The organism is Bacillus sp. A015, assembly GCF_053851875.1.
This window is the reverse complement of sequence record NZ_JBSPZB010000021.1, coordinates 45,526-72,037: the sequence shown is the minus strand read 5'-3', so window position 1 is coordinate 72,037 and position 26,512 is coordinate 45,526. Positions and strand designations below refer to the sequence as shown.

The window sequence follows — 26,512 nt, the reverse complement described above, 5'->3', positions numbered from 1 at the left end:
AAGCACTTCTGCCCCGCAGTCTTCCAGCATGTACGCAATGCGCTGCGCTGGATAATCGGCATCAATCGGAACGAATGCCGCACCAGCCTTGAGAACGCCAAGGACGGCGGCCGTCATGTCAAGGGATGGGCGGGTGAGAATGCCGACGCGATCTCCTGGTTTTGTGCCGTTTGAGATGAGTCTTGAAGCGACTACATTTGCCCGGTTATTCAGTTCTTCATATGTCCAGCTGGTTCCGCAGAAGACTGCCGCTTTTTGATGAGGTGCTCCATGTGCCTGTGCCTCAATCAATGCATGAACGGTTTGATCTGACGGAACGTCCAGGACAGGCCCTGACCATTCGCCGAGCAGTTTTCGCTGCTGCTGTGGTGATAATAATTGCATCTGATCTAACGATTGATCTGGTGCTGACACCATTTGTTCAATCAAGTAAAGGAAATACTCTTTCCACTTCACAATCGACGACTGTTGAAAGATAGAAGAATTAAAATCAAACACAAGCTCTATTTGATCAGCAGATTCATTTCCAGTTAAGGTCAAATCAAATTTAGCAATATTCTCTTCGAATGGCTGTGGAATAATATGAAGTCCATCCATCGACAAGTCACGGATATCCGCATTTTCCATTGAGAACACCACATCAAAGATTGGATGGCGGCTTGTGTCTCGAACCGTTTGCACTTGGTCCACCAATTCTTCAAACGGGTACAGCTGATGTTCGTTTGCCTCTAACACAAGCTGATGAACATTTGACGCAAATTCAGCAAATGTCTGATGTCCTGCTGGCTTCGTTCTAAGTGCCAGCGTATTCACAAACATGCCGATCACCGATTGAATATCAGGATGGGTTCTGCCCACAACCGGAGAACCGATCATGATATCTTCCTGTCTCGCAAGCTTGCTTAAAAGGGTGCTGTAGCAAGCAAGCAGGACTGTATAAGTCGTACTGTTGAGTGACCTGACTAGCTCATCCAATTGTGCTTTAAGCGAGCCATCGATCGTAAATGCGATGCGATCTCCTGCGAATGTCTGCACTTTTGGCCTTGGCAGGTCTTCCGGCAATGCCAGTACAGGCAGTTCTCCGCGTAATTGCTCCAGCCAAAACGCCTGTTCAGCACCTTTTTGCGCAACAGATGCCTCACTTTTTGACCAAACAGCATAATCCTTATATTGAACAGGTAAGTCCTCTAGCTTGTCTCCTCGATACAAGGTTGAAAGCTCCTCAATTAAAATACCGACAGACGCACCATCTGAAATGATGTGATGCATATCAATCAGTAAATAATGGACATTTACGGAAACAGACACAAGACCCACTCTGAGTAGAGGCGCTTTTTCTAAATCAAATGGTCGGATAAAGTCATTCATTAATTGCTGAATGTCTCGGCCGTTCCCTTCGATTTTTTCAATGTCTACAGAGACATTTGTTTCAACCCGCTGAACAGGTTCACCCTGAACAAAATCAAAGCTTGTACGGAACGCTTCATGACGACGAACAAGCTGTTCAATGGCTTTTTCAAATCGTTTTTCATCAAATACGCCTTCAAGCTTTAAGGCAGCTGGCATATGATAGCTTTGCTCAGCATCGGTCATTTTCTCCAGAACGTACAGTCTTTTCTGAGCAGACGTCACTGGATAATAGGCCGCCTCTTCCACTTTCTCCACTCGCTTGATTTCCTTTTGATCCGCTTGATCAACCACAAGGGCAAATGCCTCTAATGTTGGGGATTCAAATAAAGACTTCAAGGTGAGCTCCACCTGCATCTCTTCGTACAGCCTGTTCAGCATTTTCATGCCGCGCAGCGAATGGCCCCCGCATTCAAAGAAATGATCGTGCCTGCCGATTTGCGGCACTTCAAGTACTTCCTCCCAAATGTGTGCCAACGAACGCTCTGTCTCCGATTGAGGAGGGACGTATTCATTTGCTGCGTGCTCACTTAGATCAGGCGCCGGTAAAGCCCGTCTGTCTACCTTGCCGTTACCCGTCAGCGGAAGCTCGTCTAATTGCATGAAGAAGGCCGGTATCATATATACAGGTAATTCACGTCCTACTTGCTCACGTAAATCAGACAATGAGACAGAACCTTCTGCTGTGAAATACGCACATAATGTATCATTTGATGCTGCAATTACGACGGCTTCCTTCAGTTGCGGGTGTCGCAGCAGCTGGTGTTCAATTTCTCCAAGTTCAATTCGCTGTCCTCGAATTTTGACTTGATGATCGATCCGTCCGATGAATTCAATATCTCCATTTGACAGCCAACGTGCAAGATCACCCGTTTTATACATGTTCTCACCAGGACGGAAAGGATTTTTGACAAACTTTCCGCTTGTGAGTTCTGGCTGCCCATAATATCCTTTCACCAGTCCATCACCAGCGACACACAGCTCTCCTGCAACACCTGGCGGCTGCACATGCCCAAATTCATCAACAATATAAACAGCTGTTTGACTCACTGGCTTTCCGATTGGGATAGATAGCGCCTGTTCCTCAATGCGATTCACAGGATAATACGTGGTGAAAATCGTGCTTTCAGATGGTCCATACATATGAACAAGCTTGTCTTCCCCAACCGTTTCAAGCGCTGACACGACATGAGGCACAGAAGCACGTTCTCCTCCAAACAGAACTTTTCTTACGTTCTTCAGGCTGTCCTTTTTCATATCAATGAGTAAGTGAAAAAGAGCTGTCGTGATCATTAAAATGCTGACTCTTTCTTTCTCGATCGCTCCAGAAAGCTCATTCATGTTTAAAATGTTGTCTTTTGGCAGAACAATGAGTTTCGCTCCGTTTAATAAAGCACCAAACACATCAAACATAAAGGCATCAAATACATAGTTTGAGAGGCTCATCACCGTGTCTTCATGATGAATGGTGAGATAATTCGATTGCTTCACCGTTCTCAAAATGTTCCGGTGTGTCACCATGTTCCCTTTAGGCTTGCCTGTTGTACCAGATGTATAGGTCAAATTCGCCAAGTCCTCAGGTGAAACACGTACAGCTGTATTTCTTTTTGATTGCTGATCAACAGCCTGATCTTCTGTTTCTATAATTGTTCCCTCAAAAGCAGTGAGCACCGAGCGATGACGCAGCACCTGATGTGTCAGTAAAAATTGTGCATCGCTATCTGACAAAAAGTACTTCACGCGCTCATCAGGGAAATCGGGATCGATGGGTACATAGACACCGCCCGCCTTTAGTACAGCGAGAACAGACAACACCATCTCATTGGATCGTTCAAAGAATAAGGCCGCTTTCATCCCTTTTTCAAAACCATTTTCACGTAAATAATGAGCCAGCTGGTTCACTCGGTCATTCAGTTCTTGATAAGAAAGAACCTCACCTTTACATTGCAGTGCAGGTTTTTGACCATGTTGCTGCACCTGTGCTTCAAACTGCGTCACAATGGTTTCTTCCGCAGGATAAGGCGTAGGTAACGGGTTCCACCTATTCAGTTGAGCTTCCACCTCTTGTTCAGACAGTAAACGATAGGAACGAATGGCTTTCTCCGGCGTTTTGACCATCTGCTCCAAAAGATAAACATAATGCTTGAGCATCTGCTCTGCTGTACTTCGTTTAAATAAGGCCGTACTGTAATCGAGAACGAAGGATACACCATGACCTGACTCCATCGCTTGCAGTGTTAAATCAAATTTCGCAATATGGAAATTGGTTTCTTCGACTTCGACTTTCATTTCTCCAATATGCTGGGCTGGCGAATGATCCGGCGTCAGGGTAAAGACGGTATCAAATAATGGATGGCGGCTAAAATCTCTTTGCACATTCAGCTTTTCAAGCAACCGCTCAAATGGGTATTGCTGATGCTCAAACGCCTTCATCGTCTTTTCCTTTACATGCTCAATCAACTGCGTCATTGTTCTGTTCGGATCAACCTCTGACCGCAAAGCAAGTGTCTGGACAAACATGCCGATCATGTCATTCAGATCTGCATGCACACGCCCTGCTGTTGGTGTCCCGACCACAAATTCCTTTTGACCTGTGTATTTCGCAAGCAATGTATAGTAAGCAGAAAGCAGAACCGTATACAGTGTCGTGTGATGATTTGCTGCAAGCTCCTGTAATTGATCTTTTAACGTTTCATCTATTTCTTTGATTACACGACCCCCTGCGAAGGATTGAACAGCTGGACGCTGATGATCTGTTAGCAGCTGTAAAGCGGGAATATCTCCCGAAAATTCTTGCAGCCAAAATGCCTCTTCTTTTTGAAAACCTTGATCTGCCTGGTGTTCTTGCCATACAGCATAATCTTGATATTGAAGCTTCAATGGCGCTTTGACCGATCCCTCGTAAGCATCTGACAGCTCACGCAGCATCAAATCGATCGAAAGACCATCTGAAATCAAGTGATGCATATCGAAAAAGAGCAGGTGCTCCTGATCATGTAATGACTGCAAGCCAATACGAAGAAGTGGTGCACACGCAAGATCAAAAGGCCTGACAAATTGTTGCATGTTTTCTTGCATCGTGCCGCCTGTCAGCTGCTCTATTTGAAATGGCACTGATGGAGCTACCCGCTGACGAGGGACACCTTTGATTGTATGAAAAGAAGTGCGCAGTATATCATGACGTGTAATCAGTCTTTCAAAGGCTTCAGTCAGCTTTTCTCGCTGCAGTGTTCCTTTTAACCGCACAACAGCTGGCATATGGTATGCAATGCTCTGCTTCTGCTCTAATTGACTCACCATATAGACGCGCTGCTGTGGAAGTGACAACGGATAATCGGCGGCAATCGGTGCTTTCGGTATGACCGTTTGAGCGGATTTTTCCGCTTGCTCAATATAGGCGGCCAATGCGGCAATCGTCTGCTGTTCAAATAAAACAGACAACGGCACTTCTACTTGAAAAGCCCGCTGAATATGTGTGAGTACTGTCATCGCTTTGAGCGAATGCCCGCCTCGATCGAAGAATGAATCATATACACCGATCTTCTCTTGATCAAGAACTTCTTCCCACAAACGAACAAGCTCCGTTTCCACATCGTTTCTAGGCGCTACATAAACAGCACTGACAGCCTTGTCTCCTTTTAATGCGGCGAGTGCACGCCGGTCGACTTTTCCGCTTACTGTGAGTGGAAATACATCGAGTTCTTTAAAATAGAGAGGCATCATATAAGCAGGAAGCTGCTGTTTGATAGCGGCTTGCAGCGTGTCCACTGACACACCTTCTTGCTGGACCCGGTAATAAGCACTTAACGCTTTTTCACCATCCGCCTCATCAACCACAAGTACGACAGCCTGACCGACTCCCTCTACCTGCTCCATCACCGATTCAATTTCGCCTGTTTCTATGCGGTAACCCCTAATTTTCACTTGATCATCCATTCTGCCAAGATAATCAATCGTGCCATCTGGAAGCCATCTGACGAGATCCCCTGTTCGATACATTCGATCATGTGGAGAAAACGGGTCGCCCGTAAATACCTGCTCCGTCAATTCAGGCTGATTCACATAGCCTCGTCCAACACCTATCCCCGCAATGCATAGCTCTCCAGCAGCCCCCTGCACCTGCAATTGATCATGTTCATTTAAAATATAAATACGGTGATGTCCAAGCGGCTTTCCAATCGAGACATAACGCTGTTCAGATAATTCCCGCAGTTCATTGAGGTCTAGGCGATGAACCGCCGCATCCACACACGTCTCTGTCGGACCATACACATTCCATAGATTAAAATCAGGCTGACTCATACGAACAGCTTCGATCAGAGACTGCGCCGCTTTCGCAGGGAGTGCTTCTCCTCCAATCAACATGTGAGTCAATGACAGCCCGCTCAAATCCGCTGCAAGTAAAAGCTGCACATGCGCCGGCGTTCCATCCGCTGCTTCAATTTGATGTTTTTGATAATAAGCCGCTAGCTGAACACCATTTCTCGTCGATTCTCTTGGGACGATATGAAGCGTATGCCCAAATAAAAGGGCAGCAAAGATTTGTTTCACCGATGCATCAAAATGGAATGGTGCAAGAAGCGCCATTTGAAGCTCACTGGCCTCTTGATACATTTCATGATGCAAAGCATGGACCAAATGATGCAGCTGAAGATGCTCAATCATGACGCCCTTTGGCTTCCCAGTCGTACCCGATGTATAAATCATATAAGCCAAATCCTCGGGTGCCGTCTGATCTACGAGCTCAGGCATCAGGTCATCACCTAATAAAATATGCTGCTGCACGATCATTTTCTCCGAGATGGCTGGGTACTTTTGAGCTAACGATTCCTCTGTTAAAACGATGGAAGCACCTGAATCCTCTACAATAAATTGAATGCGCTCCTCAGGTAATGCCGGATCAATCGGTACATACGCCCCGCCAGCCTTTAATATGCCGAAGATCGCCACCATGGCATCTGCCGTTCGATCCATTAAAACCGCAACAGGTACATCATGCGAAATACCTTTCATTTGTAAAAATCGTGCCAGCTTTTCTGCCTTTTGATACAGCTCACCATAAGTCAATGTTCCATTTTCCGCTACAACGGCAGCCCGCTCTGCATACTTGTTTGCTGCCTCATCAAATAACTGATGAACCGGTTTCGCTGCTGGTAGTTCAAACGATTCTCCCTCAGATAATTGCAGCAGCTCCTTTTGCTCACCTGCTGGAAGTAAAGGCAATGTCCCGATCAGCTGATCAGGCTGAGAGACCGCCGCTTCCAGCAATATCGTGAACCGATCAAACATCTTACTCATATCTTCTTCACTGAATAAATCTGTACGGTAATCCAAATCAATGGTCAATGTATCTGTATCCCAGCGGTCTTTCACATGAATCGAAATATCATTCATTCCGCTCCCACTAAAAATCGGTTCAGTAATGAAAGACAGATTCTCTTTTTTCTGCCACTGCATGACCTGATATTCTAAAGAAATATCAAAAAGGCGCCCTGTAAACCCTTCTCTTTCTCGCAAATCATTCATGAGCAGATTATAAGGGTACTTTTGGTGACGCAATATCTTCATTTGATCCGCCATGACCTGCTTCACGAAATCAAGAAAGGATTGTGACCCATGAACAGATGCGCGCATTGGGATCGTAGAAACAAACATACCAATCATCTTTTTTTCTTTGGCATTCGTCCGGTTGCCCATAAAGGTTCCAAGGACCACGTCCTCCATGCCGCTAAATCGATGTAAGTAAATATAAACAGTGGACATAAACATAGAAAGCATACTGACTTTCTGTTCTTCACAAAAGACACGAAGCTTCTCCTTCAAAGAATCTGGGATATCCCCCGAAAATCGCTCCGCATGTAAACTCATCTCGTATCCCTTATGCGGTTTTAAAGAAGCGAAATCTGGAATATGATCAAATTGCCCGTTCCAAAAAGCTTGGTCTTTTTGAAAACGTTTAGAAGATTCATAGGCTTGCTCACTCATAATGTGATCAACGAAGGAAATCTCCTCAACTGGCGAAATGTCTCCCCCGTGCAGCATGTCATGGTATAAATCGATGATGCGATTTCCCATCAAGATAATGGAAATACCATCTGCCACAATATGATGTGCTTTACAGAACAGCCAGCACTCTTGATCACTGATTTGAAAGACCGTAAATTCAATCAAGGGGCTGTCAATCAACGGCATCGGCTCACGGATTTGCTCGTTCGCCCAAGCCCTCACATCCTCTTCACTCCAGCCTTTCACCATGCGAATCGGCTGCTTCTCATATGGTTTGATATATTGAACAGGCTCCCCCTGTTCATTTCGATACACAAGCCTTAAACGAAGAGAGTCAGTTTGGCGAATGTACTCTTGAAGAACGTCAACGATCAAAGAGGGATTCAGACCTGATACCGATCTCAACCTGGCGAATCCGCCCAAATTAGAAATACTTGTACCTGGATAAAATTTTTCCGTGTAGAATACTCTCTTTTGCGCATGTGTTAAGGGGTAATAAACTGTATTCATTCTTATCCTCCGCCTCTTCTATGTTTTCTCCACCAACGTGATACCCTGCACCCTCTATATCAAAAGAACCAAGTCTATTTCATTAAAATAGATGAAATAACGGAAAAGGAGCCCACCCCGAATAAAACGGAGGGACTCCCATTTTGATTCGGTAACCTGCCGACCATAGCAAAAAGCAACTTTTACCTTAGGACATGGCTTTGCGTCTCTACGTTTCCATAGATTTGCCTTTTTCTTCTTTTCTTTTAGATATTTTCTATTTACGTCCACTTTATATGAAATTATTGTTTTTTTCACCGAAAAATGGGTGTAAAGATTCATGCGTTATACCGAAGGGATCACATCATAATTTACGATATTTACCGAAAATAACTAATAATAGTTGCGCATCACCGAAAATAATCGACTAAACACCGCAAAAATTTCATGTTTTCCCTTAAATTTTGCAAATATGACCGAAAATGTAGGAGAGAGGTCTCCTTTCATTCCCCGTAATTTCTTAAATCTTAAGAACTATATTCCCTGAAACTTTGAAAATTTTTACCATAAAAAACAATACAAAAAGAGCTGCCATTTCAAATGACAGCTCCTTGTTTCTTCATTATATTTACATCACCTTAGACAGACCAATCGTTTTCTCAATAATGAGCAACGCAATGATAGAAATGATAATAAATATGACGGATATCGCATTGACACTTGGATCAAAGGTTTGTTCAATGTAATTAAACGTCCTCACTGGAATCGTAATGGTTTGGGGAGAGGAGACGAACAAACTGATCGATATTTCCCCAAATGACGTCACAGCTGAAAACACTCCGCCTGCAATGATCCCTGGCTTGATCAAAGGCAGTGTCACTCGAAAGAATGTGCGAATGGGTCCTGCGCCAAGATTCATTGAAGCTAGCTCAAGTCGTGGATCAAGATTCGAGACACTGACGCCTACCGTTCGAACCACATATGGAAAACCAATGATGACGTGACCAATGACTAGCGCCCACAAAGAACCCGTAAAGCCCATAGCTGTAAACAAATAAAGCATTGCAATCCCTAACACCACCTGAGGAATCATGAGAGGTGACAAAATAAAGGCTTGGATGGCCTCCTTCCCCTTAAAGGAAAGCCTCGCTAAAGCATACGAAGCCATTGTTCCTAAAAGAACAGTAAGAGGCGTCACGATGAGTAGCAGAATGACACTGATACGCAGAGATTCCATCCATTCTGGGTTTGACACGACCTCATGAAACCAACGAACTGAGAACGATGTAGGTGGGAATTCAGGAAAAGCATTCGGGCTAAAAGCAGAAAGGACAATGACAAGAACAGGTATGGTTAAAAAGAGATAAACCAATGAGCCAGCAGTCCAAATCAGGATCGAAAGCAAGCGGTCACCAATTGACTTTTTACGCATGCATCCTCGCCTCCCAACGCTTCAATAGATAGCTTAATAGACTGACCACCACAACCACACACACCAACAAAGTAAACGACATGGCAGCAGCAAGAGGCAAGTTATAGACCTGCATGACCTGCTGATAAATAGACAGCGGCAGCAGCGGCTGCAGCCTTCCGCCGACTAAAAGCGGGGTGATATAGCTCCCTGCTGCTAGTGAGAAGACAATAATCGCTCCAGTGATCATACCTGGAATGGTAAGTGGTAGAGTCACATGAAAAAAGGTTCGAATACGGCCAGCTCCAAGGCTCATAGAAGCCAGTCTTAAATGACGATCCATATCGGTTAAGCTTGTTGCGATAGGAAGCACCGCAAAAGGCAGCATGACTTGAACATAAGCCATAATCACCGCATTCATATTCCAGAGCATAGATAACGGCTGCTCAATCACATGTAAATCTAGTAACATGCCATTAATCAGACCATTTTGCGAGAGAAGAACGATCCATGCAAACGTCCGAATAACAACACTTGTCAAAAGCGGTGATACAAGTAAGATATAGAAAAATGCCCGTAGCCGTCGGTTAGGTGCCTTGACTAGTACGTACGCTGCGGGATATGCCATCAATAAACAAATCACCGTTGTCTGCAAGGCCACCCACACCGTACTAACAATCGCCTTCACATATGCATCTGTCGTGAACACATGAATATATTGAGAAAGGCTATACGTTTGTAATGTATTCATCATCGAATCAACATCACGAAAACTGAGAACGAACATCATCACAAGTGGAGCCAGAAGAAATACAACAAGAAACAAACAGGCTGGCAGCAGCATAAACCAATGAAATCGTTGATTCTTTTTTTTGATTCGCATCACGTATGCACCTTTGAATCTAAGAAAACGACATCTTCAGGCTGCCAATTGATATGGACGGTTTCTCCAACCTCCGGCAGCTGAGGAAATGCTGCATCTGATGCATGTACTATGATTTCACCTTTATCAAGCCCCACGACCAAACGTAATGAGTGCCCGATATAACTGACGTCTGCTAAAACACCTGTGACATGGTTTGGCTGAAATTCCTCTTTGACAGAAGATATGCTGATTCTCTCAGGACGCAGCATGAGTAAATACTTCTCTCTCTTTTCTTTATGCGCCGCAGGCTTTAACTGAATATACTGCCCGTTTGACTGGGTGTAATGTGGAACAGTGAATGTGGAACCAGCTTCATCATACACTGCCTCAAATAGATTGACCTGCCCGATAAATTCAGCGACAAACCGATTGTTTGGCTGACGATATACCTCTAAAGGCGTCCCAATCTGCTGAATTCTTCCCTCACCTAAAATCCCAATCCGGTCAGATAGGCTTAAGGCTTCTTCCTGATCATGTGTCACGAGAATGGTCGTAATCCCGACATTCCTTTGAATATTTCGAAGCTCAGTCTGCATATTTTTTCTTAGTTTTGCATCTAGGTTGCTGAGAGGTTCATCAAGAAGGAGAACAGATGGCTGAATGGCCAGCGCCCGCGCAATTGCCACCCGCTGCTGCTGACCACCACTTAATTGGTGCGGCATACGTTTCGCATATTCCTCCAATTGAACAAGAGATAAACTCTCCATGACCTTTTGTTTGATTTCTGCCTTCTTTTTCTTTTGAACCTTCAACCCGTATGCCACATTATCAAATACAGTGAGATGAGGGAAAAGCGCATAGCTCTGAAAGACCATACCCGTTTTTCTTTGATAAGGCGGTAAAGCTGTCACATCCTGATCGCCAATATAGACGACTCCTTTTGTCGGTTCTAAAAAACCGCCAATGATGTTTAATAACGTTGATTTTCCGCAGCCACTAGGGCCAAGAAGGGAGAAAAACTCTCCCTCATTCACCGTAAGACTGACATCGTCAAGAGCAATCTGCTCACCGAAATGCTGGCTGATGTGTTCTAAATGGATTCCACTCATGCGATCACCTATTTTCCTCCGCCTAATACTTCGTTCCATCGATTTGTCCAATTACCAAGCTCCGAAGTCGCTGTTTCGTAATCTACCCAAGTCAGCTTGCTATAATAATTCTCTCCAACCTTCACTTTCCCCTTAATCTTGTCACCGTATTTCACATCAGAATTCGACATGCCATAATAAGATTTTTCCGAGAAAGCCTCCTGTGCTTCTTTTCCGCTTAAATAGTTTAATAGTTTGTAAGCAGCTTCCTCATGCTGACTTCCTTTTGTTAAAGCCCAGCTCGCCACAGCTGCAACAGCGCCTTCCTTCGGATATGAGAAACCAATATCCATCCCTGCTTCTTCAAGGGCAAATGATCGGCCATCCCAATATGGAACTGCCACCACGTCACCACGTTCTAACAAAGTTTGAATAGACCCTGGGTTATCTGGAAAAGCAGCTACATGCCCTTTTAATTGTGATAGGCTTTTAAACGCTTTATCGATATCCTTAGGATTCGATTCTGTCCCCCCTTGAGCGTGGACAAGTGCAGAGAAAAATTGCAAGCCGGCTGAATAGGTCGGAGAAGAAATAGCCACCTTCCCTTTAAGCTGACTGCTCCATAGGTCTGTCCAGCTGTTTGGCTCCTGCTTGACAAGGTCTTTTCTATAAGCAATCCCTAGCTGCCCCATACTAAAGCCTGCTGCATATTGTTTTCCGTCAACAGTGAGCTTCTTTTGAACAGAACGATAAAGTTTTTTCACATTCGGCGCTTGATCTACGTCAATAGGATCAAGTACGTTTGCTGCAATGCCTCTTTGAATCGTATCAGGCTGTAAAATCAGCAAATCATACGGTGGATTTTTACCATTTGATGCTTTTAATTTCGTAAACCATTCAGAATCCGCCCCAGAGACGGTTTGAACTTTAATTCCCGTATCTTTTTCAAACCTTTCAAGGATTGATTTGATATTCTTTTCCCAATCGCCGCCGTATACGCCAACGATGACAGTCTGCTGCTGTTTGCTTTGATCCTGTCCACCGCAAGCAGTCAGCAGTAGAACCATTGATAGGATGCCTGCAAAAATAGTGATTAATCTTCTTTTCATGATTCATTTCCCCCTTTTTGTTCATTCATTTGACGAAGTGCTTGAATAATATCTGTCTTTGTTAACGGTTCATGTCTATGACTGAAATGAGTATGAACCGCATGTTTATAGTGCGTACGTTCATTAGCTGAGTATGAACGCAGCTGAATAGCAAGTTCGCTGCTTGCTTCGTCCGTCCATACTTTCTCATAAGCTGCTCTTTGTTCTCCAAAATCCCACACGACGTCAGTATCATCATCAATCTTTTCGCGAAGCCACCTAGTCTGCTCTTCGTCAATTTTCCATTCATTTTGGTCTAGATAGACTTTGACACCATATTGCTGCAGCGCTCGTTCTTCACTTAAAAGACCTGCTTCCACTTCCTTAAGGACTTTCTCTTTCTTTCTAGCAAATGGGTCCCCCCAGCCTCCTCCACTTGGTGAAACCAATTGAACAATATCGCCTTTTTCAAGACGCAGGACATCTATTTTTGGCTGGTCTTGTTTTTCTCCATTCGCTGTGATCAGCTTTACCTCACCAACAGCTCCCGCTCGGCCGCCCATTAATCCCCAAGGTTGAAACTTCATCCGTTCCATTCCTCGTGCTGTCAACATAGATTCAGGCTTGATCATTTCAAATTCCAAACCGATCGCATGTCCGCCTCTATTTTCTCCCGCTCCACCTGTGTTCGGCAGCAGCTCATACCGGTGAACATGAATATCAATATGCTGTTCCAAGCTCTCAATCGGTGTATTTTTTAAAAAGCCTGACGAATGATCAATACCATCTACTCCATCAGTCCCTTTTTGAGCACCGCCGCCTCCGCCTAACGGTTCGACAACAGACATTGTCCTACCTCCTGTATCATCATCAGGAACAGAGAGAACAACAATGGCAGATTGACCAGCACCTGCTGCCGGTACTGCTTCAGGTAATAGTTTACCAATGGCGCCTAACACGACATTGTACAACCTCATCGTAATCGAATGCCGAATACCGACAGAAGCCGGATATTCTGGATGTACAAGCGTTCCTTTAGGAGAAATCACTTCAACTGGATATGTAATCCCACCATTGATCGGTATAAATGGATCTTTACTAATGATGTAATTAATCAATCCTTGATATAGGAAGGAATGCTTCTGACCATTGGTGACAAGGTTAAAGGCCGTTTTTACTTGCGGGTCACACTCAGAAAAATCAAGCGTCAGCTTTTTTCCTTTGACCGTTAGCTTAATTTTTAATCGGATAGGCACGTCCGAGATCATATCATCATCCAAATAATCAGCGAATTCGCTCGTTCCATCAGGAATTGCTTCAATGACCTTCCCTGCACGATCCTCGGCTTGCTTCAGCAGGTCAAACATTCCTTGTTTCACTTCATTTTTGCCAAATTTCTCAATCATTTCTTTTAACCGATTATCTGCTGTATTGACTGCGGCAATCATCGCATTGATATCCCCATCATTTAAATGACTGGTCCGGCTGTTGGCTCTTAAAAAGGTACGAACCACCTGATTCTCTTTTCCGCCTTCATAAATTTTCACTGGCGGTATTCTTAATCCTTCTTGATGAACATCCGTCGCAGTCGGTGAAATACTCGAAGGCACAAGTCCGCCCACATCACTTACATGAACAAAAGACCAGGCATAGCTTACAATTTCACCATCTACAAAAATGGGCTTAATGATATGGACATCTGGCAGGTGAGTCGCTAAACCATCTGTCGTATAAGGGTCATTTGTGATGATAATATCTCCTGGCTGCATCGGTCCGCTTTCTTCAATCGCTTTTTTTAGGCTCAGCCCTAGAAAGATCGTCACACCGACTGTCTTCGGATAAACAAAGAAATCTCCAGAAGGCGTGGCTAATGCTGTTGCAAAATCAGCAGATTCTTTTACGAAGGTCGTAAATGACGTCCGCTCAATGACATGCCCCATGCCTGATGCGATCGCATTAAAGTAACTGCGCATCATCTCAAGCTTTGCTGGATCAGTTCTCATGTAAATCCGCCTCCCTTGAAATTACTAAGTTTCCTGATGGATCAATCCTGCCTAACCAGTTTGGCAGGATCAATGTTGTCGTATCATCCTGCTCCATAATGGCAGGTCCTTTTACGACAGAACCTACTGACAGAGTTTCTCGGTTATAAACAGATGCTTCGTACTCTTTTTCTTCTATAAAGATACGTCTAAATTCATGCGGCTTCAAAGACTGTCCGCTGCTCTCATGAACAGAAGAGAAAGGCAGGGGCGGCGTCTCGCCTATGACTCGAACTCGTAAATGCGTAAATTCAATGTTCGCCTGATCGTCCCTATGTCCATATTGACGCTTATGCAGTTTGTGAAATGCTTCAGTGAGTTGATGGATGTCTTGTTCTTGCCTCAGCCAATCAGCCGATAATGGCAATTCAATCTCAAATGCCTGCCCTTGATAGCGTGCGTCGGCCAATAATAGAATAGACGTCTGTTTGATATGTTGAATGTTTTGCTGACTGAACCAATCAGTCGCTTTACGCGAAAGCATCTCATAATCTTGTTTTAATTGCTCTATCGTATAGTCTTGTAAACATATTTTCTTAGACAACACCGCATCATGAATAAAATCAGCTGTGAGAGCACCTAACGCACATAATGTGCCAGGACTTGGAGGAACGACCACATTTTTTGCATGAATTTCTCTTGCAAGGAAATTTGCCACAACAGGTCCTGCACCGCCAAACGCCAGCAAACTAAAATCTCTCGGGTCAAACCCTTGCTGCTCCATGACATTGCTTAATTCTGTGTACATATTGGCTACAGCTACTTGAATCAGCTGGTCAGCCGCCTGTTCAATCGTTTTATGAAGCTGATCCGCAATTGGCTGAAAGGCCATTTTCGCTGCAGACAGCTGCAATTGTAAATGTCCTCCGGCAAAACGTTCTTGATTGAGATAACCGCATATGAGAAACGCATCGGTTAAAGCTGCTTTCTTTCCCTTTCCATACGAAGCTGGACCCGGCTGCGAGCCAACGGATTCCGGTCCTGCTTTTAGAAGTCCGCCCTGATCAATCCACGCAACAGAACCTCCACCTGCTCCTATTGAATACATCGCAACAGATGGAAGAATGATAGGAAAACCTGAAAGCTGATTTGATTGGGCCATTGTAGGCTGCCCATTTTGAATGATCGAGATATCCGCACTTGTACCCCCAACATCAAAAGTGATTAGATTGGATTCGTTCGCAGATGCTGCAATTCTTGCTGCACCAATGACACCAGCTGCCGGACCAGAAAAAAGGGTTTTAACGGGTGAGGTTGCTGCACTTTCTGCATCCATTAAACCGCCATTTGATTGCGTAATGTATGGAGAAATTGGTACACCTTCTTCTTTCAAGCGGCTTTTCAATGTTTGTAAATACTGTTTCACCTTTGGTTGAATGTACAAATTGACAACAGACATCACTGTACGCTCGTATTCCCTCATTTGAGGCCATAATTCAGATGAAGTAAGGACTTCTAACTGCGGGTAATGATGGTTGATATAGGATTTTGCCTGTAATTCATGAACTGGATTTTGATAACTATGTAAAAAAGAAATGACAATACCTGCTAGCTTTTTGGATATGACCTGCTGGACAGCACCATCTAATTGCTGCAGGTGGAGAGGTTTTTTGATCGTACCATCGTGTATCAATCTTTCAGAGATTGGATATACATGCTTTCGTGGTATCAATGGTTCTGGCAAACGAGAATTGAAGTCATAAGGAATGGGTAGTCGTAAACGTTGTAGTGATAAAATATCTTGAAAACCTTCCGTCACGAAAAGGGCTAAATCTGCTCCTTTTCGCTGCAATAATGTATTAAGACCGATTGTCATGCCGTGTACGAGATATTGGATTTTGGATAAATCGACATCTCTTTCTTTTAAAAGATTTAGCCCATTAATAATTCCCTGGGCTGGGTCATCTGTCACTGTGGGTGTTTTGAGTTCGGTCAGCTTCCCTGTTGCTTCATTCATCAGCGATAAATCAGTAAATGTTCCGCCTATGTCTATTCCGAGCCGATAAGAGACATCCGCCATTTGTACTTCCCTCCTGCAATGTAAATGGAATCATATTTTGATAAATTACGACATTTTTTGATATTTGACTCCATATTATTAAAGCATATCGGTCTAGTCAATTTTATTTTTTAAAAATTTCTGTGTGTTAAATTCTTGAAATTAGCCCAAAAAGCAGTGATAAAGCCGTTTTGCATAAGCATAATCATTTTATGAGCAGCAAAATTAAAATTTTTATGAATTTCTACAAATATGAAGGGAGAGAAAACGGTTAAAAAACGTTTTTCGAACTTTAAAAGACGTTTTTTCAAAACCAGGAGAAATTGGTAAGTCATTCTGCTATACTTCTGTTTACAAAATACGCAAAAAAGAAAGAGAGCTAGCATCTATGAAACTTCTTAAAACCATTCTCTTGCTTTTATTGATTGTCATTGGTGTAGCAACAGGCTATATCCAGCTGGAGCAAAGTAAACAAGAGACGACGAATTCATCTTACGACAAAACCATTCACTTTCCATCAGATCGTTATCCAGAAACAGCGAAGCACATAGAAGAGGCAATTGAGGAAGGTCAATCCTCCATTTGTACAATTGATCGTAAAAATAGCGATGAGCAGAGAGACCGCTCACTTCGCGGCATCCCGACAAAGCGCGGATATGACCGGGACGAATGGCCGATGGCGATGTGTAAAGAAGGAGGCACAGGAGCTTCTGTTAAATATATACGTCCTTCAGATAACAGAGGGGCAGGCTCTTGGGTAAGTCATCAATTATCAGATGATCCTGATGGCACAAAAATTCAATTTATCATTGATTAGTCCCATTCATCTTTTCTACATTAGAAGCTCTTGCCCATTTAGCAGGAGACTTAAAAGAAATGGTCTCACAATTTCACATCTAGACCCCTCAAACAGTAGCGCAAGACGGTGACAATCGTCTTGCTGCCTAACATAACATTCTCTTCAAAGTTCATTCTTTCAAACATTCACTTTTCAACGTAAATCCATGAATAAAGGAGTTTTTTATATGAATGACTTAAATCAAACCTATTCCTTATCGATTTCCTATCACCAAATCACCGTATACGCTGGAAGCGATACACCCCCTGTGATTGATTGGACAGATGATGACATTCTTCAAGGATTCGCAACTGGAGATCAGGGTGTTTCTTTTGAAGGCGTCAACAATGGACAAGCTTTTATTTTCGTGACATTAAATGAAAATGAGCCCCCAGCATCCTTTGATAGAGTCATAACGGTGCCATTTACACATTCAAGCGATCAAGTTCATATCACAAGCGTCATGGCACAGGTTCTGTCTTTCTCCATTCCAAAAGGAGACTATCAGCTCACCTGCTATACTTCACAACAACCTGATCAAGATCTCTATTACTTTCATTTTCAGACTGTGTAGATCATGACTGGTCGTACTGTTCAAGCCACTTTTCCGCATAGTCTACCGATCCTCTTACCGGTAATAAATACGAATTGGCAAGCCCGATTTGACCACGGTAATGGGTATATCCTGAATGTAAAAAATCACGACCAATCTGTTCAAATAGTTCTTCTCTTGTCATGATATCTTGATACTCTTTCCATACCCTCCATCCATTTTCTAAAATAGGGGCCCCTCGTATCATGAGGTCTTGCTGAGAGATTCTATATTCAGCTAAGTGGAAGGCTGTATGGCTCTCAAATGACGTACCAATCAGCAGCACTTGAGCATCAAGATCGTACATGCGCCCAAGGGGCGAATTTTCTCCTAAACCATAAGAAAGCGCATGGTGTTTCAGAATTTCATGTTTCCTTTTCCCCCAAGCTGTGAATGAAAAGTTGGGATGAGTGCTTCTCGCCACGCCTGGGTACTTCCAAAATGTTTCCGCTACCTTTCCCATTGCTGTTGGAGCCGTGTAAGCCGGATCAAATGCAGGCATCGTCTCTTTGATCGATTTCCACCATGAATAGGGAACGGGCGGATCGATCCAATCGGCGGGATCAGACAGCTCTAACGTTTGTGCCGGCATAACCAGTGTTCCCTCTTCTGTTAAGGTTTCCACTAATGCTTGTATGACGGCTACAGCACCTCCATTCACCCAGCCGATAGATGATAAGGATGAGTGAACACATAAAATCATGCCTTTTTTCACACCAAGTTGAACCAGGTCTGCTTTGATTCTTTCCTTTGTCATCGGTTCAGCTTGATTTTTAATTAATTTTTGCATTGTTGCTTTCCTCCTGCGTCTCTTCTATTCCTGATGAATGAGACGTTTAACCGCGATAGACAATTTATAATTTGCGTATTTTGTCAGCTCCGTTAAAAACTGATCAAGCTCATCATGACTGGAGAAATGTCCTTCGGCCATATAACAGCCCTCTCCACTTATTTTAAACAGGTTCTTGATTTCTTCCTTTTGATGAAGAAACGACAGAAGCGGTTCATGATGATGGCTTCGGGTAAAGATCTGCATAAATGTTTGGATGGTCTTCTGTGTCCGCCAATCGATCGAAATGGTATAGGCTTCAATGACACCCTCTTCTTCTAGCTTTAACACACGATTTGCAACCGCTTGACCGGTTAAATGAACTTTTTCACCAAGTGCTTTCATCGTCAATCGACTATTCTTTGAGAGTTCTTTTAATATATCCATATCTGTCTGATCTAGCATTGGCTCACCTCTTTCAAAAATCAAGTCCTTCCGCTGAAAGACTTTCATGATCCTCTTTCACATGAAGCTCTTTTAATATACTGTAAACTTAATCAGAAAAAAAGGAGGCCTTTTTGATGAAAATAACGCTCATTCGTAATGCTACTTTATACCTTCACTATGGTCAGTCAACTTTCTTAATCGATCCCTTTTTAGCAGCCAAAGGAACATATCCACCGTTCCCTCATACAGCGAATCAACATTTGAACAACCCCATTGTGGATCTGCCTGTAAACATTGATTTAGACAAGATGTTACAGCCGGATGCTGTCTTGCTCACTCATTTACACGTGGATCACTTTGACGACGAGGCGAAAAAGACATTAGCTCAAGATCAACCAATTTATACTCAATCGGAAAAGGATCGAAAAGAAGTCAAAGAAGCTGGCTTCCAGCATGTCACATGCATTGAAGATGAAATGGACATTTGTGGTGTTCATATTAGACGTACAGACGGGCAGCATGGGACAGGGGAAACTGCAAAACGGATGGGACAGGTCAGCGGTTTTATTTTCTCTCATCCTGATGAACCTACCCTTTATATTGCGGGTGATACCATTTGGTGTGATGAGCCGAAAGAGGTTGTGAATACATGCAAGCCAGATGTCATTGTGGTCAATAGTGGGGCTGCTCAATTTTTAGAAGGCGATCCGATCACAATGACCAAGGAAGAGATTTTAGACATTCACCGCTCTCACCCAAATGCTCAAATGATCGCTTGTCATCTTGAAGCTGTGAATCATTGCTTGTTAACAAGAGCTGCATTGGAAGCTTACATTCATGAACATCATGCAGATCAAGCTATTTTTGTCCCTAAAGATGGTGAGACTCTCACCTTCAGATAGGATCGATAAACAAGATAAAACCGGCACCTCGCTGCCGGTTTCATCATTATGGTTGATGGTGCTGTGGTTTTTTCAGTAGTGGAACAAATCCATTATTTTTTAAGTGATTGTAATGTTCATCCATTCGTTTCGTGATGTGTGTGCCTTGTTCCTTTGTTAACACACCATATTGAACATATTTCTCAATGACTTCTTTTCGTTTCGAAAGAATTTGCTGCTCAAGCTTTTCGATTTGTTTTTGTTGTTCTGTCGTTAATTTTACTTGATGTGTCACTGGACGCTTTTCCATTTGTGGTGTTTCTCCATGAGCCGTTTCCATATGAAAACCAAATAACAGCATCATTGATAATAAGATCAAGCCACTTATTTTTTTCATATCTTTTGTTCCCTCCTTTATTCGAATTTATTTTGTACGCTCCTTCCTTTTTTATACATTCTTTCACAACATCAAATTGCGCATAATATTCTTACTTTTTCGCTTTTCGTCTGAAAACGTTGTCCTAACTGAAAAAGCGTGCTATGTTTTGTTTTGTATAAAAAATAGAGGAGGATTCTTAAATGAGTCGTTTTTATCATAGAAAACCTATATGGGTGTTGCTTGTTGTGTCTGCTCTCATGCTTGTCATGTCTGCTTGCAGTCAATCAGGCTCATCTGAGTCTGGAGAATCAAAGTGGGATCAGATTCAAAAGAAAGGGAAAATCGTGGTTGCTACTTCAGGCACCCTTTATCCTACGTCTTACCATGATACATCTAACGGCAAGGATCAGCTGACTGGCTATGAAGTTGAAGTCGTCAAAGAAGCTTTTAAACGCCTTGACGTGAAAGTAGAATTTAAAGAAATGGGCTATGATGGGATGCTGAGTGCCATTAATTCTGGTCAAGTGGATGCCGCTGCAAACGATATCGACATCACAGATGACCGGAAGGATAAGTTTGCATTTTCAACTCCTTATAAATATTCCTACGGAACGGCTATCGTACGGAAAGATGATTTGTCTGGCATTAAAACTTTAAGAGATTTAAAAGGCAAGAAAGCAGCAGGTGCTGCAACGACCATTTACATGGATGTCGCCCGTAAGTACGGTGCAAAGGAAGTCATTTATGATAATGCCACAAACGAGCAATACTTAAAGGATGTCGCAAACGGCCGAACAGATGTCATTTTAAATGATTATTACTTGCAAACACTGGCTCTTGCTGCATTTCCTAAATTAAATATTACGATACACCCTGACTTGAAATACATGCCGAATGAACAAGGTTTTGTGATGAAGAAAGACAACACAGAGCTTCAAAAAGAATTGAATCGTGTATTAAACGACATGAAAAAAGACGGAACTATGAAAAAGATTTCTGAGAAATTCTTTCATCATGCAGACGTCTCAAAGAAAATTGATGCTGATGTCGAAGATGTCGACATTTCCAAATAAGGAGCCGCAATCGTGGGAGATATTCATTTAGAATATATATTTAATCCTGCACTGGCAAAGGCGTCGTTTCCGTTTGTTATGAAAGGCATCTGGCTGACGCTGCTCATATCCTTTGTGAGCATGTTTTTTGGCACGATTCTTGGCTTTTTTATTGCCCTTGCCAGAATGGCGAATACGTGGATTCTTCGGCTGCCTGCACGGCTGTATATTTCATTTATGCGAGGCGTTCCCATTCTGGTGATTTTGTTTATTCTTTATTTCGGATTCCCTTATATCGGCATTGAGTTTACAGCTGTAACTGCTGCCATTATTGGGTTCACCTTCAATAGTGCTGCCTATATTGCAGAAATCAACCGAGCGGCCCTCTCCTCTGTTCCAAGTGGTCAGGTGGAAGCCGCTAAATCATTAGGTCTCAGCTATTGGCAAACCATGCGTGGTGTCATATTGCCTCAATCCGTTCGCATTGCACTGCCGCCATTGACCAATGTCATGCTCGACTTAATCAAAGCCTCCTCACTGGCAGCGATGATTACTGTACCAGAGCTCTTCCAGCAAGCAAAAATTGTTGGCGGACGAGAATTCGATTATATGACCATGTATATTTTGGTCGCATTGATTTACTGGGGCATTTGCAGTGTGGTCTCATTGCTGCAAGACTATTTGGAAAAACGCTATGCAAAATATCTGTAACAAAAAGAGCAGATCCAATCGATCTGCTCTTTTTTATATTCAGCGTAGATGAAGAAAAGACGAGACCTGACACTGAGAGCACCTGCTCTTTAATGTATCAGCCATAACCACACATATAGCCCCAATAAAGTGAGGATCAATGTTGGGATGGTCAGAATGATTCCAGCTTTCATATATGCGCCCCAAGAGATATGGACACCTTTTTTCTGCAAGACATGTAGCCACAGCAATGTCGCCAATGAGCCGATTGGGGTCATTTTTGGACCAAGGTTTGAGCCGATGACATTGGCATAAATCAGTCCGTCTCTCATGACGCCTGCTGTATCTGTGTGACCAATGGCAATCGCATCAATTAAAACGGTTGGAAGGTTGTTCATCACAGAGGATAGCACTGCGGCAAGCACGCCCATAAACATCGTTCCTGCAAGCAAACCATGCGATGCTCCTTGTTCAATCCAAGCGGCCAATATCTCTGTAAGACCGACATTTTTCAGTCCATAGACGACGACATACATGCCGATAGAGAAAAACACAATGGACCACGGTGCTTCTTTGATCACTCGTTTTGTCGCCACTTGCGGACTCCTTTTCGCCAGCCACAAGAAAGCAAGGGCAATGCCTCCTACAATGATTGACACGGGAATGCCAATCAATTCCCCTGCGAAATAACCAACTAGCAAGAATCCTAACACATACCAAGACAAGCGGAACATGCGCATATCACGAATGGCTGACGCTGGCTCCTTCGCCTGTGACAGATCGTATGTTTTTGGGATGAACTTTCTGTAAAACACATAAAGCACAAGCATGCTCGCTCCAAGCGACACGAGGTTTGGCACGAACATGTTCGCTGTATATTCGAGAAAGCCAATATGAAAATAATCGGCAGATACGATATTGACGAGGTTGCTAATGACAAATGGCAAGGAGGTGGTATCTGCAATAAAGCCGCTTGCCATCACAAAGGGCAGGATCATGCGCTCATCCAGCTTCAACGCTCTCACCACAGATAAGACAATAGGGGTTAAAATCAGTGCCGCTCCATCGTTGGCAAAGAAAGCTGCCACCACAGCGCCGAGCAATGTTAAATAAATAAACATGCGGACACCGTTCCCTCTTGCGGCTTTTGCCATATGCAGTGCAGCCCATTCAAAAAAACCGATCTCATCTAAAATTAACGAAATGATAATAATGCCAATAAATGCAAAGGTGGCGTTCCATACAATTTGCGTGACTTCCCACACATCGCTCAGATGAACGACACCAAAGGCAAGAGCAAGAATGGCTCCGCCACATGCTGACCATCCAATGGTTAAACGTCCTGGTTGCCAAATGACAAGGACGAGGGTCATGATGAAAATCAAAATGGCCAAGGTGACTGATCCCAAAGGGTGGCCCCCCTTTCACTTTTCTCATAAAATCTTTATCTATCATACAACGAAACGCAGCAGTTGTATGCCATTTTCGCCACTCGCATGAAAATTCGCAGGTGATCCTGAGCACCTGCGGATTCCATGATTATTGATCTTTTTTCATCAGCATCAATTCAATAAATAACTCACATCGCTGACTAAAATGACTCAAATCAATCGAGGTCATATCAAAGATTTGTTTCATTCGATAGTTTAATGTATTTTGATGAATAAACAACTGCTCCGCAGCTGGCTTTAGCTTGCAATTATTCAATAAGTAGACCTCAAGGGTTTTTAAAAAAGAGGTTTGGCTATCGCGGTCTTTTTCCTTCAAACGTAACAAATCTGGATTGAAGTCGTTTTTCTTCTTTTGGTGGCTGTAAATCGAGTCTAAGAAACGGAAGACCCCCAGATTCTCGTAATCATAGGGAATCAGTTCCTGTCCCCCGACAATTTTCACAGCCTTCACTACCTCTATCGCTTCAAATCGACTTGTACTCATTTTCATCACATCGCGATATTCTCTTCCCATCCCAATATACAAAGGGGATGGATGTGAATGCGTTTTCGATTGCAGATGAGCGATGACATCAGCGGCGGTCGCTTTCGGTGAGTGCCGGTCTGACAGACTGCCTAATATGACGACGATGTCTGCTTGCACGGAATAGACGTGATTGACCTTATCTTCTAGCTGCAAATACGTTCTAATGACATCCTTCACATCTTCTGCCGTCTCACTTTTGTTATCGGCAGCGTGTACAACCATGACGGTAAATACAGCCGGAAGCGGAATGCTTAAGTTCTCAGCCTCCCATTTCAGCTCTTCTTCTGTATAAAAATGATCATCCATGACCTTTTTGAAAAATTCCTCAATTTTGCCTTCCTTTTTCTCCAGCTGTTTCTTATTTTTATAAATAACTTTTCCAACCTGAAAGGAAGCTTCGTGCAAAAATTGCAGCTCCTCCTGAGAGAGGGAATCCTCAATGTCCTGCACCCAAATAAAGCCCACAACCTCTTGTTTATGCTTTGCGCTCACAGCCACCCGCCGATTAAAACCGAGCTCCTCGTGACCACTCACATAAAAAGGATTTGAATCTGCGAGAAGCCGCTCGATCACCCCTGTTTTTTTTAACCAATCGACCACAGACCTCGGGCATTCCTTTGAGAAAATCGTTTGCTGGTTGACTGGGTCGAACTGCTGAATGCTGTAAGAATTATAAGCAAGCAGCTGACATTCTGTGCTTTCTAAAATGATTGGTTTTTTTAAATAACCGCTAATAAATGCAATTAATTTATCGACATCAAAAAATGTATGAAGCTTTTCTAATATCTCTTCCATCCCGATTGCTCCCTGATTAAGTGATACATTTATCATACTGCTTTCCAGTCAGATTTGTATAGAAACAAGTCGCAGACAAGCAAAAAAAAGCATGAACCCGCCTGCACAGGTTCATGCTTTTCCAAATTAAAACATTTCACTAATCGTTTTCGCCTGCATGTGTAGCGCTAGGTAATCTGGACCGCCTGCTTTTGAATCTGTCCCTGACATTTTGAAGCCGCCAAATGGGTGGTATCCCACGATTGCTCCTGTACAGTTACGGTTAAAGTAGAGGTTCCCCACGTGAAACTCCTGCTTAGCACGGTTGATGTGATCACGATTATTTGTAATGACAGCACCAGTCAAACCGTATTCTGTATTGTTGGCTACTTCAAGTGCTTCATCAAAGTTTGAGACTTTTGAGAAGGCCAATATAGGTCCAAAGATTTCTTCTTGCATCAAGCGGGATGTTGGCTCAAGATCTGCAAAAATGGTTGGATGGATAAAGTATCCTTCCGAATCGTCACTCGTTCCGCCAGTGACTAGGCGGCCTTCCTGCTTGCCAACCTCGATATAGTCCGTGATCTTGTCAAAGGAAGCCTGATCAATGACAGGTCCCATGTAGACATCAGCTGATAGAGGATTGGCTGTTGTTTTCGTTTCTGTGATTTCCTTCACTCGCTCGATCACTTGATCATACAGCTTCTCGTGGACGACAGCGCGAGATCCAGCCGAACATTTCTGTCCTGAAAAACCGAAGGCTGATGTAAAAATGGCGTTAGCTGCTAGTTCAACATCTGCATCCTCATCTACAACAACTGTATCCTTACCGCCCATTTCAGCAATGACACGTTTTAAATGCTGCTGACCTGGCTGCACTTTTGCCGCACGTTCAAAGATACGTGTCCCTACCTCTCTTGAACCAGTGAATGTAATGAGGCTTGTTTTCGGATGATCCACTAAGTAATCTCCCACCTCTGCTCCGCTTCCTGGTACAAAGTTGACAACACCCTTTGGAAGACCTGCTTGCTCAAGCTCTTCCACAAAGCGGGCAGCGATGACAGGAGTAGCACTTGCTGGTTTTAAGACGACTGTATTCCCCGTTACGATTGGAGCTACAGTTGTTCCTGCCATGATCGCAAACAAGAAGTTCCACGGCGGAATGACGAGCGTCACGCCAGTTGGTGTGTACACGTATTGATTTCGTTCGCCCTCGCGGCTGTTCACTGGTTTCCCTTTCGCCAGCTCCAGCATTTGGCGGGCATAATACTCTAGGAAGTCGATCGCTTCTGCTGTATCTGCATCTGCTTCATTCCAAGGCTTCCCTGCTTCTTTTACAAGAAGTGCTGAATACTCATGCTTTTTACGGCGAATACTTGCCGCAGCACGGAATAATACGCCTGCTCTTTCTTCTGGAGAGGTATAGCGCCATGTTTCAAATGCTTTTGCCGCAGCTTGAACCGCTTGTTCCGCCTCTTCCTTCCCCGCCTTTGACACAGTTCCAACGACTTCATCCTTTTTCGCCGGATTGATCGATACAATCTGGTCTTTTGTTTCGATTCTTTCTCCGTTAATCACTAGCGGATAGGTTTGACCAAGAGATTCAGTTACTTTTGCTAATGCTTGTTCCAACGCTTGGCGGTTTTCTTCCTGGCTAAAATCCGTGAATGGTTCATGTTTGTAAGGTGTTGTCATCTTTGTCACGCTCCCGTTTCAAA

At 43.5% G+C, this 26,512-nt stretch carries 18 protein-coding genes and 1 riboswitch; of the genes, 5 read left to right on the top strand and 13 right to left on the bottom strand.

Features of this window, described 5'->3' with window-relative positions; all coding sequences use genetic code 11:
- From ACSLGF_RS15790 to ACSLGF_RS15760, 7 genes are all read right to left on the bottom strand, one after another.
- A partial coding sequence (locus ACSLGF_RS15790) for an amino acid adenylation domain-containing protein (protein ID WP_456007078.1) occupies positions 1 to 7,923 on the bottom strand: 7,923 nt, incomplete at its 3' end.
- A 147-nt stretch (positions 7,924 to 8,070) separates the two neighbouring features.
- Positions 8,071 to 8,162, bottom strand: a riboswitch (cyclic di-GMP riboswitch).
- 368 nt (positions 8,163 to 8,530) lie between these two features.
- On the bottom strand, positions 8,531 to 9,334 hold the full coding sequence (locus ACSLGF_RS15785) for an ABC transporter permease (RefSeq protein ID WP_034320747.1): 804 nt from the start codon (positions 9,332 to 9,334) through the stop codon (positions 8,531 to 8,533).
- Positions 9,327 to 10,196, bottom strand: a complete 870-nt coding sequence (locus ACSLGF_RS15780; RefSeq protein WP_456007076.1) for an ABC transporter permease — start codon at positions 10,194 to 10,196, stop codon at positions 9,327 to 9,329. Before ACSLGF_RS15780 ends, ACSLGF_RS15785 begins: the two co-directional genes overlap by 8 nt.
- Positions 10,196 to 11,287 (bottom strand): ABC transporter ATP-binding protein, encoded by a 1,092-nt coding sequence (locus ACSLGF_RS15775; RefSeq protein ID WP_456007074.1) that lies wholly within the window; start codon positions 11,285 to 11,287, stop codon positions 10,196 to 10,198. The genes ACSLGF_RS15780 and ACSLGF_RS15775 overlap by 1 nt, the downstream gene beginning before the upstream one ends.
- An 8-nt stretch (positions 11,288 to 11,295) precedes the next feature.
- Positions 11,296 to 12,375, bottom strand: coding sequence for an ABC transporter substrate-binding protein (locus tag ACSLGF_RS15770; protein WP_456007072.1), 1,080 nt, complete (start codon positions 12,373 to 12,375; stop codon positions 11,296 to 11,298).
- Positions 12,372 to 14,357: a hydantoinase B/oxoprolinase family protein gene (locus ACSLGF_RS15765; RefSeq protein WP_456007070.1), complete on the bottom strand. Its 1,986-nt coding sequence runs from the start codon at positions 14,355 to 14,357 to the stop codon at positions 12,372 to 12,374. Before ACSLGF_RS15765 ends, ACSLGF_RS15770 begins: the two co-directional genes overlap by 4 nt.
- Positions 14,347 to 16,416 (bottom strand): hydantoinase/oxoprolinase family protein, encoded by a 2,070-nt coding sequence (locus ACSLGF_RS15760; protein ID WP_456007068.1) that lies wholly within the window; start codon positions 16,414 to 16,416, stop codon positions 14,347 to 14,349. Before ACSLGF_RS15760 ends, ACSLGF_RS15765 begins: the two co-directional genes overlap by 11 nt.
- A gap of 367 nt (positions 16,417 to 16,783) precedes the next feature.
- On the opposite strand from ACSLGF_RS15760, the gene ACSLGF_RS15755 reads away from it, so the two are divergent.
- Together ACSLGF_RS15755 and ACSLGF_RS15750 are read left to right on the top strand one after the other, a co-directional pair.
- Positions 16,784 to 17,212: a NucA/NucB deoxyribonuclease domain-containing protein gene (locus tag ACSLGF_RS15755; RefSeq protein WP_456007066.1), complete on the top strand. Its 429-nt coding sequence runs from the start codon at positions 16,784 to 16,786 to the stop codon at positions 17,210 to 17,212.
- A gap of 208 nt (positions 17,213 to 17,420) precedes the next feature.
- Positions 17,421 to 17,807, top strand: coding sequence for a competence protein ComJ (locus tag ACSLGF_RS15750; protein WP_456007064.1), 387 nt, complete (start codon positions 17,421 to 17,423; stop codon positions 17,805 to 17,807).
- A gap of 1 nt (position 17,808) precedes the next feature.
- On the opposite strand, the gene ACSLGF_RS15745 is transcribed toward ACSLGF_RS15750, so the two are convergent.
- The gene (locus ACSLGF_RS15745) at positions 17,809 to 18,615 is read right to left on the bottom strand and encodes an aminoglycoside N(3)-acetyltransferase (RefSeq protein WP_456007062.1); all 807 of its coding nucleotides are present in this window, start codon (positions 18,613 to 18,615) and stop codon (positions 17,809 to 17,811) included.
- A gap of 24 nt (positions 18,616 to 18,639) precedes the next feature.
- Complete coding sequence (locus ACSLGF_RS15740; protein WP_456007060.1) at positions 18,640 to 19,059, bottom strand: Lrp/AsnC family transcriptional regulator; 420 nt, start codon at positions 19,057 to 19,059, stop codon at positions 18,640 to 18,642.
- 116 nt (positions 19,060 to 19,175) lie between these two features.
- On the opposite strand from ACSLGF_RS15740, the gene ACSLGF_RS15735 reads away from it, so the two are divergent.
- Complete coding sequence (locus ACSLGF_RS15735; RefSeq protein ID WP_456007058.1) at positions 19,176 to 19,943, top strand: MBL fold metallo-hydrolase; 768 nt, start codon at positions 19,176 to 19,178, stop codon at positions 19,941 to 19,943.
- 46 nt (positions 19,944 to 19,989) lie between these two features.
- Here the strand turns inward: ACSLGF_RS15735 and ACSLGF_RS15730 are convergent, their stop codons facing one another.
- Positions 19,990 to 20,319: a YckD family protein gene (locus tag ACSLGF_RS15730; RefSeq protein WP_456007056.1), complete on the bottom strand. Its 330-nt coding sequence runs from the start codon at positions 20,317 to 20,319 to the stop codon at positions 19,990 to 19,992.
- A gap of 239 nt (positions 20,320 to 20,558) precedes the next feature.
- Between ACSLGF_RS15730 and ACSLGF_RS15725 the strand changes: the two genes are divergently transcribed.
- Together ACSLGF_RS15725 and ACSLGF_RS15720 are read left to right on the top strand one after the other, a co-directional pair.
- Complete coding sequence (locus tag ACSLGF_RS15725; protein WP_456007084.1) at positions 20,559 to 21,374, top strand: transporter substrate-binding domain-containing protein; 816 nt, start codon at positions 20,559 to 20,561, stop codon at positions 21,372 to 21,374.
- A gap of 12 nt (positions 21,375 to 21,386) precedes the next feature.
- Positions 21,387 to 22,064, top strand: a complete 678-nt coding sequence (locus tag ACSLGF_RS15720; protein ID WP_456007054.1) for an amino acid ABC transporter permease — start codon at positions 21,387 to 21,389, stop codon at positions 22,062 to 22,064.
- An 89-nt stretch (positions 22,065 to 22,153) separates the two neighbouring features.
- On the opposite strand, the gene ACSLGF_RS15715 is transcribed toward ACSLGF_RS15720, so the two are convergent.
- From ACSLGF_RS15715 to pruA, 3 genes are all read right to left on the bottom strand, one after another.
- Entirely contained in the window at positions 22,154 to 23,452 is a 1,299-nt protein-coding gene (locus tag ACSLGF_RS15715) for an arsenic transporter (protein ID WP_456007052.1), read from the bottom strand.
- Positions 23,453 to 23,582: 130 nt separating this feature from the next.
- Complete coding sequence (locus ACSLGF_RS15710) at positions 23,583 to 24,815, bottom strand: PucR family transcriptional regulator (protein WP_456007050.1); 1,233 nt, start codon at positions 24,813 to 24,815, stop codon at positions 23,583 to 23,585.
- Positions 24,816 to 24,941: 126 nt separating this feature from the next.
- Positions 24,942 to 26,489 carry an L-glutamate gamma-semialdehyde dehydrogenase gene (pruA, locus tag ACSLGF_RS15705; protein ID WP_456007048.1) on the bottom strand — a complete coding sequence of 516 codons (1,548 nt, stop codon included), beginning with the start codon at positions 26,487 to 26,489 and terminating at the stop codon, positions 24,942 to 24,944.
- Positions 26,490 to 26,512: the final 23 nt, after the last annotated feature.

Excerpts from the sequence above, each read along its gene's own strand:
- ACSLGF_RS15785 (WP_034320747.1), bottom strand. The coding sequence starts at position 9,334 with ATGCGTAAAAAGTCAATTGGTGACCGCTTGCTTTCGATCCTGATTTGG.
- ACSLGF_RS15780 (WP_456007076.1), bottom strand. The coding sequence starts at position 10,196 with ATGCGAATCAAAAAAAAGAATCAACGATTTCATTGGTTTATGCTGCTG.
- ACSLGF_RS15775 (WP_456007074.1), bottom strand. The coding sequence starts at position 11,287 with ATGAGTGGAATCCATTTAGAACACATCAGCCAGCATTTCGGTGAGCAG.
- ACSLGF_RS15770 (WP_456007072.1), bottom strand. The coding sequence starts at position 12,375 with ATGAAAAGAAGATTAATCACTATTTTTGCAGGCATCCTATCAATGGTT.
- ACSLGF_RS15765 (WP_456007070.1), bottom strand. The coding sequence starts at position 14,357 with ATGAGAACTGATCCAGCAAAGCTTGAGATGATGCGCAGTTACTTTAAT.
- ACSLGF_RS15760 (WP_456007068.1), bottom strand. The coding sequence starts at position 16,416 with ATGGCGGATGTCTCTTATCGGCTCGGAATAGACATAGGCGGAACATTT.
- ACSLGF_RS15755 (WP_456007066.1), top strand. The coding sequence starts at position 16,784 with ATGAAACTTCTTAAAACCATTCTCTTGCTTTTATTGATTGTCATTGGT.
- ACSLGF_RS15750 (WP_456007064.1), top strand. The coding sequence starts at position 17,421 with ATGAATGACTTAAATCAAACCTATTCCTTATCGATTTCCTATCACCAA.
- ACSLGF_RS15745 (WP_456007062.1), bottom strand. The coding sequence starts at position 18,615 with ATGCAAAAATTAATTAAAAATCAAGCTGAACCGATGACAAAGGAAAGA.
- ACSLGF_RS15740 (WP_456007060.1), bottom strand. The coding sequence starts at position 19,059 with ATGCTAGATCAGACAGATATGGATATATTAAAAGAACTCTCAAAGAAT.
- ACSLGF_RS15735 (WP_456007058.1), top strand. The coding sequence starts at position 19,176 with ATGAAAATAACGCTCATTCGTAATGCTACTTTATACCTTCACTATGGT.
- ACSLGF_RS15730 (WP_456007056.1), bottom strand. The coding sequence starts at position 20,319 with ATGAAAAAAATAAGTGGCTTGATCTTATTATCAATGATGCTGTTATTT.
- ACSLGF_RS15725 (WP_456007084.1), top strand. The coding sequence starts at position 20,559 with ATGCTTGTCATGTCTGCTTGCAGTCAATCAGGCTCATCTGAGTCTGGA.
- ACSLGF_RS15710 (WP_456007050.1), bottom strand. The coding sequence starts at position 24,815 with ATGGAAGAGATATTAGAAAAGCTTCATACATTTTTTGATGTCGATAAA.
- pruA (WP_456007048.1), bottom strand. The coding sequence starts at position 26,489 with ATGACAACACCTTACAAACATGAACCATTCACGGATTTTAGCCAGGAA.